Below are 16452 nucleotides of genomic sequence, written 5' to 3'. Positions count from 1 at the left end.
GTTAGAAATGATATATGTGATTTATAATAGCAAACAGGAATATCAAAAAGAATACTCGGTTTTAAAAGAAAGTAGCGCACTAAACCTAAAGGATCTGCACGCTACACTGGCTAGTTCTTGACCGCCCATGAAACAAAAATAAAATATTTTATTTGCAAATTAACACAGAATCTATCGGATTCGTTTCAGGGTCTTTCATACAGGATAGATCTCTCCACTTCGTTTTGCTTCGGTCGAGATGATGATTTTTACATTGAGTCTTCCAGTGTTAGAAGTTAGTCGCTAGAAATCTATCCATAATACCTCATCCTGAACTTATTTCAGGATCTTCTTTTAAGATAAAATAACGATGGTAAGGCCACACTTTTAGCCGCAATACCTTTACCCTTTTTACTTTTGTTTCTTTTACCCCACCAGATCAAAAACCCGGATATAGGTAGCGAGGCGCTGATCAGTGAAGCGAAAAAAGCCAGAAGTTGCGACCAAAGGCCATATAGCCTTCCGGTGTGGAGCTCAAGATTAGAGTTCCGCCATTTCATCCCAAGCGTTTTTTTATCATGCGGCAGCTCATCAATAAAATCTCCGGTCCTGCCATCGTAAAAGTAATAGCTAACGCCTCTCCAGCCATCATTACTGGCTATCTGCACAAAAGACATCGAAACTTTAGTTTTTTTAGTCGGAATACCTATCCCTATTTTTGTCCAGTTATGTCCAAGCTTTTTGAGCAGACGGTAATGGATAATATCAATTTTATTCAGGCTTGTATCCGCCGTATTAATGGTAGGGAGTGTTCTGCTAAAGCCGGCTTTCCCTTTATCGCCAAGCATACGGTAAATCCCCGTTTCCCACCATTTAAAAGACCATACCAATCCGGTTATGGCAATTAGCATGGCTATGGGAAGTACATAAAAGCCAAGACTATTATGCAGATCGTAATTAACTCTTTTCCATTTGGCATTCCATTTAACGGCAATACTTTTTTTGAATTGCCTGTAATTTTTGGGCAGCCATAAAATAAACCCGGTAATCAGCATCATCAGGTAAGCCAGTATGCAAACGCCCACCAATGGACTACCAATAGGCTTTACCAAAAGAAGCTGCCTATGAAGTTGCTCTACCACGTTGAAAAATTCGTAGCGCATATCCATCACGCCTAAAACCTTACCGGTATATTGGTTTACATAAACTTCATCCAGGTATTCAAACTGGCTAAAATAGGACAGGTTTATTTTCTTTCGGTCGTTGATTTTAAATCCAGAGAAAACATAACTCTTATTATCCGAGCTGATGTTAACATTACTCAGCTCCTTATCTTTTCCAACTGCCTTCCGCGCATTAACCAGCAATTCAGAAACAGGCCTTGCAGGGCCGGTTTTTTGGACATATACGATATTTTTATGAATGCTATTAAAAATTTCTTCATTGAATACATAAACGCATCCGGTTAACGAAACAAAAACCACAACGAGCCCTGTAATCAGCCCGATCCATAAATGGAGCCAACCCGCTATCTTTTTTAATCTCCGCTTCGCCATTAAAATGAATAGCCGACAGTGAACATGTAATTTTCAGGTTGACCAGGGAACAAGCGTAGATAATCATAACCACCTACCCAATATTTTTTATTACCGATGTTATTGGCATTGAGCTGTAACTGTAGTTTACCAATATTATAAAACAAAGCGGCATTAAAAAGTGTGAAAGATGGAATAGTGATCTGATTCTCTGGCGAGAACTTGGCATCATAGATCAGGTTACGCCTGTCGGTGTAGTTGATACCCAGGCCAATACCCAATCCTTTAGCCACGCCTTCAATAAATGTATATCTGCTCCATAAGTTGGCCGTATTCTTTGGTGCGTTAGGTTTCTGGATACCGATTTCTCCAACTGTTCCACTCTCTAGTATTTTGGCCCTGTTGTAAGAATAAGAAGCAATGACATTCCAGTTTGGCATAATTTTACCAATCACATCCAATTCGAAACCTCTAGATTGCTCATCACCAATCTGCCTTAAAACATCTACCACACCAGGTGTGGCATACAATGCACCGGTTTGTTTAATCTGGTAAACGGCGGCACTTACAGTCAATTGATCTCTGAACCAGCTCGTTTTAGTACCAAACTCTACCATATTGCTTTTCAACGGATCAAATGGGCCACCGGCATTAGGATTTGCAATGTTTGCAGAAGTTTGTGGGTTATAACCTTCTACATAACTTCCATACAAATTAATATTGGAGTTGATACTATAAACAGCACCTAAGCGTGGCAGCCATGCGTGTGAATTAGCTTTAGCTTCAGCTTGGGTCTTGTAGCCTGCAAAATCTGTGTAATATTCATACCGTATTCCGGCTAATACCTGTAAAGCACCGATTTTGAACTGATCTTGTACGTAACCCGAATTCAGGTAATAATAGGTAGGGGCCACTATAGATTGGGTAAAGAAAAGTTTGCTATCATCCTGCATTCTTTGCGAAGAAAGCGGATCGTTTAAATTAAAATGCGGAACGTTTGGTACCGGATTCCCTGCTGCGTCCAAAAGGTATTTCGACTTGTTCGCGGGTACGTAGCTAGCAATTGCGCCGCTGTTGGCTGCATTACGGTAACCGCCGGCCGTTAACTGCCAACCCCCAACAGGTGTTTTTTCACTTCCGAAATCATAACCTGCTACAATCTTATGCTCAATAATTCCAGTTTTCGGCGTATAATTAATGTATCCTGAAAAATTATCGATAAAACGTTTTCGCTTTCTGATCTGCACATTCATCCCAGCCAGATCGTTGATGGGTGCACCGTTAGCATCAACTCCATAAGCATTCGAGGTACGGTGTTCATTTAAATTTTCTGAATAGCCAGTTTTTAGGTAAGAAACATTTAGGCTCAGGTTATTAGTAAGCTTATGTGTAATCGAAATGGTCGCATTATACGTCAACTCATTTAAATAATCATTCGTGGTATTTAATGAAAGCGACTGCGGGGTAGAATTTAAGTCAAAACTACCGAAAATAGGCTGTCCCCTATCCAGTCTGCTTTTAGAATCAGTATAAACCAGGTCAAAGTTAATCCTTGTTTTTTCAGACGGGACGAATGTAAGTGATGGCGCAATGACGAAATTACGGTCAAACATCAGGTCTCTGAAAGTTTCTGCGTTTTCGTAGCCAAGGTTCAGTCGGTAAAGTAAAGTACTGTCTTTTGTTGCAGGTCCGGTAAAATCTGCAAGACCTCTGAAAGTATTAAAACTGCCCATAGTCAGACTCACCGATCTACGGGTTTCATCAAGTGGTTTTTTGGTTACACGGTTTACCACTCCACCCGGACTTGCATTTCCGAAAAGGGCCGATGAAGGTCCTTTTAAAACTTCAACCCTTTCCAGGTAATTGGCCAGCGACTGTTTCCAGAAACCGGTACTGGTTCTTAAACCGTTTAACAGTTGGGTATTGCTCTGCCCATTTACGCGAAATCCCCTGATGGTTAAATCATCATAAAAGCTAAACTGGTTTACACCGCTAAAGTTCTTCACCACTTCGCCCACACGCATCAGGCCTTGATCTGCAATAAGCTCTTTACTGGCATAAGAAACCGATTGTGGGATATCTTTAAGTTCATTTTCTATTTTGCCAATAAAGGTAGCCTTGGTTTTATAGGTTTTCTCTTTACGCCCGGTAATTTCCACCTGCTGCAGATCATCGGTAGATTCCTGCATAACGATATTTTCTGCAACATCTGTCCCATTTAAATCCAGGTTTTTTACCACTTCTTTAAAGCCGATAAAATTAAAATGTACGACAGCTTTCCCCTGAATCAACTGCAATTTGTAGATCCCGCGGTTATTGGTAGTAGTGGTAGTATTTGTTCCATGAACACTTACGGTTACTCCAGCAATGGTTATACCATGGCTATCTTTTACGGTACCCTGTAATGTAGTTCTTTGTTGAGCGAAAACGTTAAGACATATTAATCCTAACAGATTGATCAAAATTAACGGTTTGGTAAAGTTTATTTTCATTTAGAAACGACTATAAATTATTTAGACTGAATAAATATAAGCGCAAAAATAATTTATTATTTCGGATATGAAAATTATTTAGATTAATTCTAAACTTAGACATGATCGTTCTTTACAAACAACCTTTAGCCAAATTAGTATGCTAGGTGGTAATGAAGCGGGATGATCCAGCGGTATCGACATTTCGATCGAAGTATCTCAAAAGGAATTATAAAGACCTGACAACCAAAAACTTTAAAATCATTTCGACTACTAAATACAAAGATTTCTCCCCGCCTGTACGGTCGGGTACTTCGCTTTGCTTCGGTCGAGATAAAGATTTTTACATTGAGTCTTCCAGTCTTAAAAGTTAGTAGCTTGATATCTATCCAAAGCACTATTTTTACTTGTAAAACAAGTTCAGCATGGCGAATCGGTCCAGGATGGATCGTTGATAAGACCGTCTTTTAATTAAATAATAATCGAGTTCAGGTTTTTTAAAATCTATCAGCGAAGCAACGCCGATTGATGAACGACAAAATCCTTTTCAAGTTTAATATCATCTGATGAACTACCCACCATTAAATGATAAGTACCTGCTTCTACTTCCCATTGCATCTTCTGGTTATAAATTTCCAGATCTGATGCGTTTATATTGAAATTAATGGTCTTTTGTTCCCCGCTCTTCAAAGCCACCCTTTTAAACTTAATGAGTTGTTTAATAGGCATCACCACCGACGAATTTTTGTGCCGCAGATAAAGTTGTACCACTTCTTCTCCATCTGTTAATCCTGTATTTTTCAAGTCTATTTTAACATTCACCATTTTTTGCGCTGGATTATGCTGAATCTGAAGATTCTGGTAAGCAAAGGTAGTATAGCTTAACCCATACCCAAAAGGATATAAAGGTTTAGCATCTATTTCTATATAATCATGTTTCTCGGGATAACGCGCATTATAATAAACCGGTAACTGACCAACAGATTTGGGAACAGAAATCGTTAACCTTCCGGCCGGATTATAGTCTCCGAAAAGCACATCAGCTATTGCATTACCACCTTCCTGCCCCGGGTACCATGCATCGAGAATGGCAGGAACATTTTCGGCAGCCCAGTTTAAATTTAAAGGCCTTCCTTTAATTAATACCAGTACAACTGGTTTTCCTGTTTTCATTACAGCCTTCAGCAACTTCATCTGGTCACCCATTAAATCAAGGGTTGCGCGGTCATACCCTTCACCACTTTCCATATCGCTAACTGATGTTGCGTTAACTTTGGCAGCGCCGGTTTCTATGTATTCCGTTTTAAAATCCCTGGCACTCGAGCCGCCCAATACCATCACAACAGCATCAGATTTTTTTGCTGCTGCTACTGCATCATCAATATCGCTTGAGCGCGTATCGCGGATGGCACAACCTTTTACATAATTGATTTTGGTTGATTCGCCCAGTTTGTTTTTAATCCCCTGTAAAACCGTGATCACATTACCTGCTTCCTGCGGCGCAGTATAATCGCCTAACTGGTTGTAAACATTGTCCGCATTTGGACCTATAACTGCAATACTCTTTAATTTTTTACTCAGAGGAAGCAACTGGTTCTGATTCTTTAACAAGATAATCGATTCCCGGGCAACCTCGCGTGCCAGGCTAATTTTTTCAGCATTTCTTACTTTTTGCTTAGCTAATTCTGGATTCACATAGGGATTTTCGAATAAGCCCATTTGAAATTTTATACGAAGCACCCTACTTACTGCTGTATCCAACACCTTTATAGCAACTTTACCTTGTTTTATGGCATCAAGTAAAGCTTTTCCATAGCCTATCCCACTTAAATCAGCATCCAAACCAGCATTAATGGCCAGTGCTGCCGCGTCAGCCGCAGTTTCGGCAATGTGATGATTCGATTTTAATCCCGAAATACTGTTCAGATCAGAAACCACAAAACCTTTAAAACCCCATTCTTTAACCAGTATATCTTTTAGCAACATTGAATTTGATGAGCAGGGAATGCCATCAATAGAATTGTAAGAAGTCATCACTGATAAAACCCCGGCTTTAACTGCGGCTTTAAACTGTGGAAGGTAAAACTGATGTAAAGTACGCAGTCCTATATTAATACTGCTTCCGTTATGTCCGCCCTCCGGTGCACCATAGGCAGCCAGGTGTTTTAGTGTTGCCACTACGTTCACGCCACTATTAATTGATTTCCCCTGCATCCCTTTTACCATGGCTTCGCCCATTCTGCTGATCAGTACATGATCTTCCCCATAGGTTTCTTCTACTCTCGACCACCTGGGTTCGCGTGCGAGGTCAAGCACTGGTCCATAACCAACATGCCCGCCCTGTACACGCGTTTCTTCAGCAATTGCCGAAGCCATTTTCTCAATCAGCTCAGGATCAAAAGTACTGCTCTGCCCTATTGAAGTTGGAAAAACGGTTGTACCAATAGCCATGTGGCCGTGCGGCGCTTCTTCAGAAAGTAAAATGGGGATACCCAAACGCGTATTTTCAATCGCATACTTTTGAATCGCATTTGTAGCTTTTGCGGCCAATTCAGGATTTAAGCCATTTGCAAGTGTTTTCTTGGTCCAGGGATCTGCACGTAGCGTGGCCCACAACATTCCGGTATACGACTCCTTTAATGATTTTTTAAAGGCATCACTTACTTCAACTTCATTACCATTTTTATTGTACATGGGCCAGCCTAATGGCATGGAAATCTGCCCGACTTTTTCCTCAACCGTCATCCGTGAAAGCAAATCTTTAATCCGGCTCTCTATTGGTACTTTTGCATTTTTATATAAAGGAAGTGGGCTTTTTTTTTGTGCGAAACTCTGGGTATATAGCGTTGAAAATGCCAGACTCAGGCACAGGGTAATTCGTATGTTTTTATTCATATCAGCTTAAATTATGCCCAAGCCTTCCTCAGGAAACGCAACCAGTTTCCGTGCATCAGGTTTTCGACATCGGTATCGGTATATCCTCTTTTTCTAAACAGATCAGGCACCTTCTGTAAATCGGCAATGGTTTCCAGGTCGTAAGGGCATTGTTCTTTGCCAAATGCCCCATCCAGATCTGAACCTATGCCTACATGTAATGCATTGCCCGAGAGCTGACAGATGTGGTCGATATGATCAATCATCACCTCCAGGTTACAGTTCATCGCCTTAGGCTTTGAAATGCCTCGTTGCCAGTTAGGCACCATCATCCAGGCGTCGAGTGCTGCCCCAATTACTGCACCACGCTCAATAAGCGCTTTAATCTGCTCATCACTATACTGTCGGTTATGGTTTACCAAACTGCGGCAATTGTTGTGCGAAGCCCAGATGTGTCCGTTGAAACGGCCCAGCGCATCCCAAAAACTATCATCGCATAAATGCGTAGCGTCTAAGATTACGTTCAGTCTTTCCATTTCCTTTAAAAGTTCATGGCCAAGTGGTGTCATTCTACCTGTCGCATCCGTTCCCTGTGCATAACGACCAGGGCCATAATGGCCAGGACCAACGGCACGTAACCCGTTTTGCCATGCCCTTTCCAAATGCTGAGGCGTAACAAATGAATCGGCACCTTCCAAACTGAGGATATAACCTATTGGCTTCTCATTAAAAGGTTGATCATTTTGCCATAAAGTGATGTGTTTTTCAAGCGTTTCGAGGTTATAAACCTGAAACATTTCACCGGCATCTTCCATAGCCTTGTACCAGGCCAGTTGTCCTTGCGTTTGCGCCCAGGCCTGTTCAGGAGAATGCCAGCCAGGCAATCGATTATCAGGCGCTACATATCTCGCAATCTGCGTGGCTATTACCAAACCAATATTTCCTTTACGCAGCTCGGGTAACGATACAGTTGCCAGGGCACGGTCCGGTTTATCGGTTAATCCCTCTTCACGCTGATTGATGGCTGAAACCTCCTGTTTTAAATCACGGTTCCATTCCAAAGCGTTCATGCTTAAATCCAAATGGGCATCTATCGTAAACATGTTAATTTTTTAAATGGTAATTTTTCTTTTTCGGGAAATGATCTCCCAGTACTCCAAAAATTGATCTTCCTTTAGGCAAATGGCCTGCTCATAGAGGGCAACAGTTGGACAAACATGATAAGGTAATCCATACAGCATATCACCAGGCAAATAAGCTTTAGGTGTGGTGTTGCGCAATACCAAATGCTCTTCACTCTGGCTTTGAACATCAAGCAGTGGCGCATTAATGAAAAACACCCGGTTTTTTAGTTCTTTTTCTGCCGCTACCGCTTTGTGACCAAGGTCGGCACATACCAATCCATTACCTGGTAGGGAAACTACCCTGCTCGCTACCAACGCGGCAGTGTAAAACGGCTGCTCGGTATAGGCATCCTGATAACCTTTATCCCAAAGAATAAAAGTACCTGGACTACATTCAAAACTGGTTTTTGATGCATAGATTGGAAATGTCGGTGTACCGCCTGCTACAACGATAATCTCATATCCTAAGCGCGCTTCAAGCTTTTTCTGCAAATCAACCAGGCATTTAATAACAGCTGCCGATTTCGCTTGTCTCACCTCCATCGCCCCATCATGAATATGACCATCGTAAGCATGTAAACCTTTAATCCTTAAACCAGTAAAATGCTGCAGGCTTTCCACCAGGTCAAAGGCCTGATCTGGCAATTTACCGGTTCTGTTCATGCCTACATTTAAATCGATGTAAACATCTACTTTTACATCCTCTATAATCGCCTTTGCTGAAAGCTGTTCGGCTATTGTTGGGTGATCTACCAGGCAGCTGAAAGCCGTATCAGGATACTGTCTTTTGAGTTTAAAAAAGCGGCTGATATTTTCACCTACCGGCTGATAAGCAAGTAAAACATCAGGTGCCTGATCCATCGCTAACATTTCTGCCTCGGCGATGGTAGCACATTTAAATTTGTTGATGCCTGCTAATAGTAACAGCTTGGTAATTTGCCTGCATTTATGGGTTTTTACATGAGGTCGTAACCTGTCTATGCGATCGATCATACTTTTGAGTAAACTGATGTTCGCTTTCAAACGCTGTTCATAGAAAATAAGAGATGGCGTTTCGATAGATGCGCCATCAGGCAGCAGGTACCAGGCTTGCTCTTGTTCCATCTTAAAACAATTCGAATAATGCCTCAATTTCTACCGGGATATTGTCAGGCAATGAGCCAAAACCTACTGCACTGCGTACCCCAATCCCGTTTTCTTCGCCCCATACCTTTGCAAAAAGTTCGCTGCATCCGTTGATGATGAATGGGTGTTTCTCAAATTCAGGCGTACAGTTTACCATGCCCAATACTTTTATTACACGTTTAACTTTATTCAAACTGCCTAAGTTGGTCTTAATTGTCGATAACATGGTTAAGCCCACCTGCAAAGCGGCAAGTTTCCCTTCATCCTGGTTTAAATCTGATCCGATACGTCCAATAATAAGTGATTTATCATCCTGTACTGGTCCGTGGCCGCTCAGATAAAGATATTTTCCATCAACCAGGCAAGGTTTATATACACCCAGTGGAGCTGGCGCAGGTGGCAGGTTGAGTTTTAATTGTTCGAAGCGTTCGTCGGGAGTTAAATTTTCCATTTTTATATATGTGATATGATTATGCAATTATCAGGTGAAGCAAAAGTATGCCAAGCAGGCCAACAATGCCAACAATTGACTCCATTAATGCCCATGATTTAAAGGTATCTTTCAAACTTAAGCCAAAATATTCTTTGAACATCCAGAATCCGGCATCGTTAACATGCGAGAACATGAGGCTCCCTGCACCTACCGCTAATACCATTAGGTTTGGATTGGTATGCGTTTGCTCCATTAACGGTGCAATAATGCCGGCAGTAGTTAAACCCGCAACTGTTGCAGAACCTACGCAAAAGCGGATCAAAGCCGCAATTAACCAAGCCAGAAAGAGTGGCTCCAACTCAACGTGTTGCAAATAATACGCAATTTGATTGCTCACGCCGCTCTCGGTCAAAACCTGTTTTAAGGCTCCAGATCCGGCGATTATTAATAAAATTAATGCGATATCTTTAACCGCATCAGCATAAATACCCATAATTGCGGTAATCTTTTTCCCTTGTGATAAACCCAGTAACCAGGTAGCCGCGATCAATACGATGAGCATCACCACAGACGGTTGGCCGGCAAATAAAATGTAAGGTAAAATAGCTGAGTCGGGATTTAGTAAAAGCGGGAGAAATGAGGCCGCAGCCAATAATATCACAGGAAGTAAAGCGGTGAAAAAGCTTTTGAAACCACTGGGAAGGTCCTGATCGGCAAGTTCAACAGGGCTAAAAGAAGCAATGGGCACTGCAGTAATACTTTTTAAAGTCCGCGAAAATATCGGACCGCCGATAACGATTGCCGGGATAGAAACGGCCAGACCGTATAACAAAGTTAAGCCCATATCTGCCTTAAATTGCACAACCAACGCCGCAGGCGACGGATGCGGTGGCAAAAAACCGTGTGTAACCGATAAAGCAGCCAGCATAGGCAAGCCGATATACAAGGCGGGTAATTTGTAACGGTACACTACCGAAAAGATCAGCGGTACCATCAATACGAAACCAATACCATAATAAAGCGGAATACCAATCAGAAACCCGGTGAGTACCATCGCCCATTGAATATACTTTTGTCCAAACACCTGCATACTGATCTTGGCAATCTTTTGTGCAGCACCGCTTTCGGCCACCAGTTTACCCAGCATTGCACCGGCGGTGATGATGATAGCAAGTGATCCCAGCACATCACCCATCCCTTTTTCAATACTAGCCGGGATTTTCGCCGGCGGTAAACCCAGAGCCAGACCGGCAATGAATGATACCAGCAAAAAGGAGATAAAAGCGTTGATCTTAAAAACTGAGATCAGCACAATTAATATTGCAATGCAAAGCAGAACGATGAGTATAGTCATTTAATTTACAATAATTTCATCCAACATTAGCCAGGCTTTTGTTCCTGCACCATAATAACCGTTGGGAATAACCCCAATATTACTGGCTTTGATACGTACATAGCGGGCGTTTGCAGGCATAATTTTGAACGAAGCCGTATTGATGCCTTCCATATTGAAAACGGTTTGTTTTGATACTTCTTTATATATCTGCTGATCAGTTGAAATTTCTACTACAAGCAATTTAGGCGGATGCATTTTCTGCCACTGATAATTTAATGTATTAATGCCTACTTCGTGTATCGTTTTTTCTTCCCCTAAATCAACAAGAGCTTCAAAATCGTCCCCACTTAACCCCAGCCACTCACCATTATTATATAAGTATGAACCCTGAATACCATTGGTTAATCGCTGGGCATCGATATTATAATTGCCTTGTCCGTCATGAGTTAGGGTTACTTTTTTACCTGTTGCCATGCTTTTAATAATCACCTGTTCGAACATTTTCCCCATAGGCTTACCGGCCATAAAATGCTGGGCTTTTAATGTTGCCGATTTATGAAAAGCGACTGGGCTGGTGTATTTTACACTGTTTAAACCGGGCTTTTCACCATTTAAGGTATAACGTATTTCGGCATTTGGCCAATCATTGCTGAACGAAAAGGCTTTTGCATTATTCACGCTTTCGCCAGTAATGTCATAAAAAGCGGTCGAATAATTCAGGTGTTTCAAAAACCGCTTATTTGCCAGGAGACGTGCAAGGAAATCAACATAAAGTTTATTTTCTTTAAGCGACCAGGCTGTTTCTGCGAGGGCAATTACCCGCGGAAAGATCATGTACTCCGCTTTGGATGCATCGCTCAGGTATTCGCTCCAAACATTTGCCTGTACCCCTTTAATATATTGTTGTTCTTCCGCATTCAGTTCGGTTGGCATGGGTTCATAATCATACACCTTGTTTAGCGGCAAGTACCCGCCCGCAGCGGTTTGTTCGGTTTTATTAAGGGATTGATAGTAATCCAGATAAAGAAACTTTTCAGGGGTCATAATCACATCATGCTTCAGTTTGGCTGCAGCAATGCCGCCTTCTAAGCCCCGCCAGCTCATTACTGTCGCATCGGGTGCCAAACCACCTTCTAAAATTTCATCCCAGCCAATAATCTTTTTACCTTTCGTCTTCAGGTAGCGCTCCATCCGGGCAATAAAATACGACTGCAACTCGTGCTCATCCTTAAGCTTTGCCGTTTTAATTCTTTTCTGGCATTTCGGGCAATCGCGCCATCGGGTTTTCGAACATTCGTCTCCACCAATGTGGATATAGGCTGAAGGAAACAGTGGAATCACTTCATCCAGCACAGCTTCCAGAAAGTGAAAGGTTTCTTCATTGCCTGCACAGAAAACATCTTCAAATACACCCCAATAGGTCGCCGTTTGGTAAGGTCCGCCTGTACAACCCAGGTTAGGATAAGCCGCCAATACCGCTTGTGCATGTCCTGGCATTTCAATTTCGGGAATTGTGGTAATCTGGCGCGCACCAGCATAGGCCACAATATCTTTTACTTCTTCCTGTGTATAATAACCACCATATCTTTTCCCATCAAAACGGTGGGGATTAGCCCTTTTGTGTCCAATAAGTGTTTCATTTCGGTAAGCCGAAATGCTTTGCAAAAGCGGGTATTTTTTAATCTCTATCCGCCAGCCCTGATCATCGGTTAAATGCCAGTGAAAAGTATTGATTTTGTAAAAAGCCAACACATCGAGCCATTTTTTGATAGATTGAACAGTAAATAGATGTCGCGCTACATCCAAATGCATACCCCGGTAAGCAAAACGCGGCTCATCTTGAATGTGGTACGCTGGCACCATAATTTCTTCGTCGTTTTTCCTGATGAGTTGCACCAGCGACTGTAAACCATAAAACAATCCTTTTTCATCAGTGGCTTTAATGGTAATGTTTTGTTGAGAAACATCAAGAAAGTAACCTTCCGATTTTAACTTCAGTCGGGCATCAACAATCAGATTGATCCCTTTAAATTCGACCTTATTGCTTCTTAACAGTTTAAAACCCGATAAATCTTTAAGGTACTGATCAAAAAATGCCGTACTCAGGTTAGCAGAACCGGAAATAAACAACCTTGTGGACTTTTGTATCGCAAAATTTCCCGAATGTTTCAATTCAATAGCAGGTTTAGGAGTAATGCCCGAGCCGCTATATCCTTGCGCCAACCCCTCAAACGCAATAAACTGAACCGCCAATACAAAAAGCAAGGTGATCCATTTTACTTGATTAGGAAGAAATTGATTCAGCAGATACTTCATATTAAAACCTTTTACTATCACCTAAGGTAAGTTTAAAACTTTATTTTCTCCTTCTATAATTACATTTTGCTGTTCTACAACTGCTTTATATTCGTAAGCACCTTTAGGTAATTTTAACGTGATGCTAAAAGTTCCATCGGGCTTGATATTTACCCAGGGACTCATTTTCCATGCGCCCGCATACAACGTTTCTACCTGACCGAGGTATGGACGATAATAAAACCTTGCCCGTTCGGGTTTGATTTTAGTATGGTTAAGCACCTTGCCATTGAGCGTAGCAACTCCGGCAACGACTTTATCATCACCACTCTGCACCATTGCCGCCTCGGTAAATACAGGCACAACATTTTCCAACTTGATCACTACAGGGTTTGGCCAGCGGTGATCGTCGTAAATACGCTGTGCTTTCACTACCGAAAGCTCCAGACCATTTACTGTTTGCTTAAATCTGGATGACACGTCCAGATCTGGTTTGTATTCTATAATCTGGCTATTTTGTCCCAGTACACTGATTTTTGTGTTTGCAGTGGCCTTAGCCGATTTTAACAGAAAAGTCTTGCGCTCGCCTTCTTTCCAGTTATTAGCATCCATCACAATGGCAAACAAAGTTCCAGGTGCTTTTTGGGTGAAGTAAATATTTTGCTCTTTGCTGACCACCCAACTGCGCACACTGTCCATGGCTTCGTGGTTGATAAAATACCATCCTCCCATTTCACGTAAACGGTCTTCCTGCTCATTTGGCAAGGCACCATTTGCTTTTGGTCCAACGTTAAGCAATAATGAACCGCCCTTAGAACGAGCCTCAATCAATAACGCTATCAATTGCGAACCAGATTTATAACGCTCGTTAGTGGGCTGGTACTGCCAGGCTGTACCCATGGTAATAGGCGATAACCAAGGCTGTGTAATTTTAGCTCCTGGTAAAGTTTGCTCGGGAGTTAAAATGGCTCCACGGGTAATCAAAATGTCTGGCTGCATTTTCCATGCGGTTTCTTTAACGGCTTCTTTCGGGTCGCCATCAATAAACAACACATCTATCTTACCATAATTCTGCATCAGCTCTTCCGTTTGTTTACGGTTATATGCTGCATATTCCTTTTTGGTCGCTTCATCCAGATTGTTGATATTTCTGCTGATGGGAATTTTATGTTTATAAAGAAAATTAAAATCTTCCGGAGAAAAGTAAAAACCTACATCAAGCCCGGCCTCACGTGTGGCTTTTACAAATTCTTTTAACAGGTCTTTTTTATATGGTGTGTTGGTAATTTTAAAGTCTGTAGTTTTGGTATCCCAGAAACAAAAACCAGCATGGTGTTTAGTGGTAAACACAATGTATTTCATGCCAGCCAGTTTGGCCAGTTCGGCAATATCCTTAGGGTTAAATAAAGACGGATCAAATGTTTTAGGGAGCTCACTAAAATAACGCTCCGTATAATCATCGGAGGCGCCAACCAGCGAGTGACTGATGACTACACCCAATTGTGCATCAACATTGAAGTGAATAAATAAACCAGCTCCAGTGTTGCGCAGCCATTCTTCACGTTCCGGTTTGTTTAAATTGTAACTACTGGAGGTTTCATCTTCTACCACATCGTTGCGCTGGGCAGAAACCGTACCTGTAAAAAACAAACAAACTAATAGTATTCGGTATATCATTCTTCTGATCGTTTAATTTATCCGGCAAAGCCTGGAGCACCTTGCCGGATATCATTAGCATATTATAATTTGTCCCACCAGATGCGGGTCATAAAATCATCGGCTCCCTGACGGGCAATAGCCGCATCAAGCGATGCACGGTTTAAATTCTGTTCTGAAAGTGGATACAACATTCTTCTGAAAATCTTTCCTCCGGTGGCATTTCCAACATAATTTACAGGCACCAAAGCCGGATAACCTGTTCTACGGTAACTGGCAAATGCTTCCTGGGCATCAGGAAATGCCGCCAGCCAGTACTCGGTATAAATCTGCTGCATTTTAGCCTCAAAAGTTCCGCTTGTATTAAATGGATGGTATTTAATATAAGTATTGATCTGCAAATCGCTGATGATCCCATCGGCCGGCGCAATAATTGCCCATTGTTTCATGGCAGCACGGACCCCCGATTCGTAAAGCGTAGCTGCAGTACCACCGTTATACCACCCGCGCAAAACGGCTTCTGCCAAAAGGAAATTGGTTTCAGCTGTCGTGTAAATGAGCTTCGCTCCTCCCTGGGCCAGCACGGTTTTCTGATTCGGTTCGGAATAGGTTACAAAATCAGCTGGTTTTGCGCTAAAAGTAGCGGGCATACCTTTTTGTATCGCCATAGTGGTATCGGCAACACCATTTACATATACAACAGATAGAATTCCCAAACGCGGATCTTTATTGTTTTTCATATAAGTAATGAAAGTATCCTGATATTTTCCTCCTTCGGGATTGCTGTTGCCATCAGCTTTTATAAAATCACTGTTATATAAACTTAGGGCAATCGGATTTTTATTGATATCCTGGCCAGCACTCATGTAAGTGATTTTAGCGATATCGGCATCATCGGTAATCACACCTCCGGCTATTGCTTTTTTCACCCAGGTTTCTGCTAATGCAGCATCTACCTTAGTTAAACGCATGCCCAAACGAAGCATTAAGGAGTAAGCGAACTTTTTCCATTTAATGGTACTACCAGCATAAATCAAATCAGCCTGACCAAAGGTAGCTTTAGCAGCATTTAAACTTAATGCAGATTCATCCAGTTCCTTCAGCATATCTAAATAGATACTTTTTTGCGAATCGTATGCAGGTTTATAGTTCGAATTGGTGTACCCCTGTGCGGCTTCAGTATAGGGAACATCGCCATATAAATCGGTAATACGGCTAAAGCAATAAGCTTTCCAGATCCGTGCCGAGGCTAATAAATTTACCTGTTCTGGATCATTTTTTACCGCATTGATCACCAGTGCCAGCTCATTGATTTCCTGATAGTAGGCATTGCTGAATTGTGCCATAGACTGTTGGTTTTGACTGGAAACATATTTCGATCCAAAACCAGCCACATCATTAAAACTGGTGGTGTATTGCATGGTACCCAGCAGCAGAATAAGGTTATTTTTGGCACCATCATATTGTGCTTTGGTAAAAACATAAGCAGGCTGGATGGTTGTAGAGGATTCTGGATCGGTATTAATCTCCTGAAAATCTTTTGTACATGAAGTTAAAAGCGTGCTGATTAATACCACACAAATAGCTGATTTATATTTAGTTATTAACTTTTTCATCTTTCAAA

General features: G+C 41.8%; 10 protein-coding genes. All 10 read right to left on the bottom strand.

Going from position 1 to position 16452, the window contains the following annotated elements; genetic code table 11:
• Positions 1–320: 320 nt before the first annotated feature.
• Positions 321–1535, bottom strand: a complete 1215-nt coding sequence (locus BLR60_RS17225) for a PepSY-associated TM helix domain-containing protein (RefSeq protein WP_090502060.1) — start codon at positions 1533–1535, stop codon at positions 321–323.
• Entirely contained in the window at positions 1535–4006 is a 2472-nt protein-coding gene (locus tag BLR60_RS17220) for a TonB-dependent siderophore receptor (protein WP_090502058.1), read from the bottom strand. The genes BLR60_RS17225 and BLR60_RS17220 overlap by 1 nt, the downstream gene beginning before the upstream one ends.
• A 486-nt stretch (positions 4007–4492) precedes the next feature.
• Positions 4493–6880 (bottom strand): glycoside hydrolase family 3 N-terminal domain-containing protein, encoded by a 2388-nt coding sequence (locus tag BLR60_RS17215; RefSeq protein ID WP_090502056.1) that lies wholly within the window; start codon positions 6878–6880, stop codon positions 4493–4495.
• Between the two features lie 11 nt (positions 6881–6891).
• Positions 6892–7962, bottom strand: a complete 1071-nt coding sequence (locus BLR60_RS17210) for a dipeptidase (RefSeq protein WP_090502054.1) — start codon at positions 7960–7962, stop codon at positions 6892–6894.
• A 9-nt stretch (positions 7963–7971) separates the two neighbouring features.
• On the bottom strand, positions 7972–9087 hold the full coding sequence (locus BLR60_RS17205; protein WP_090502052.1) for a D-TA family PLP-dependent enzyme: 1116 nt from the start codon (positions 9085–9087) through the stop codon (positions 7972–7974).
• 1 nt (position 9088) lies between these two features.
• On the bottom strand, positions 9089–9559 hold the full coding sequence (locus BLR60_RS17200) for a RidA family protein (RefSeq protein ID WP_090502051.1): 471 nt from the start codon (positions 9557–9559) through the stop codon (positions 9089–9091).
• Positions 9560–9578: 19 nt separating this feature from the next.
• A complete protein-coding gene (locus tag BLR60_RS17195; protein ID WP_090502049.1) occupies positions 9579–10895 on the bottom strand; it encodes a gluconate:H+ symporter in 1317 nt (438 codons plus the stop codon).
• Positions 10896–13193 (bottom strand): glycoside hydrolase family 20 protein, encoded by a 2298-nt coding sequence (locus BLR60_RS17190; RefSeq protein WP_090502048.1) that lies wholly within the window; start codon positions 13191–13193, stop codon positions 10896–10898.
• Positions 13194–13214: 21 nt separating this feature from the next.
• Positions 13215–14849 carry an alpha-L-fucosidase gene (locus BLR60_RS17185; RefSeq protein ID WP_090502046.1) on the bottom strand — a complete coding sequence of 545 codons (1635 nt, stop codon included), beginning with the start codon at positions 14847–14849 and terminating at the stop codon, positions 13215–13217.
• 62 nt (positions 14850–14911) lie between these two features.
• Complete coding sequence (locus BLR60_RS17180; RefSeq protein WP_090502044.1) at positions 14912–16444, bottom strand: SusD/RagB family nutrient-binding outer membrane lipoprotein; 1533 nt, start codon at positions 16442–16444, stop codon at positions 14912–14914.
• Positions 16445–16452 lie beyond the last annotated feature (8 nt).

Source organism: Pedobacter terrae, from assembly GCF_900100705.1.
GTDB classification, from domain to species: Bacteria; Bacteroidota; Bacteroidia; order Sphingobacteriales; family Sphingobacteriaceae; genus Pedobacter; species Pedobacter terrae.
This window is presented reverse-complemented; position numbering and strand designations above follow the sequence as displayed.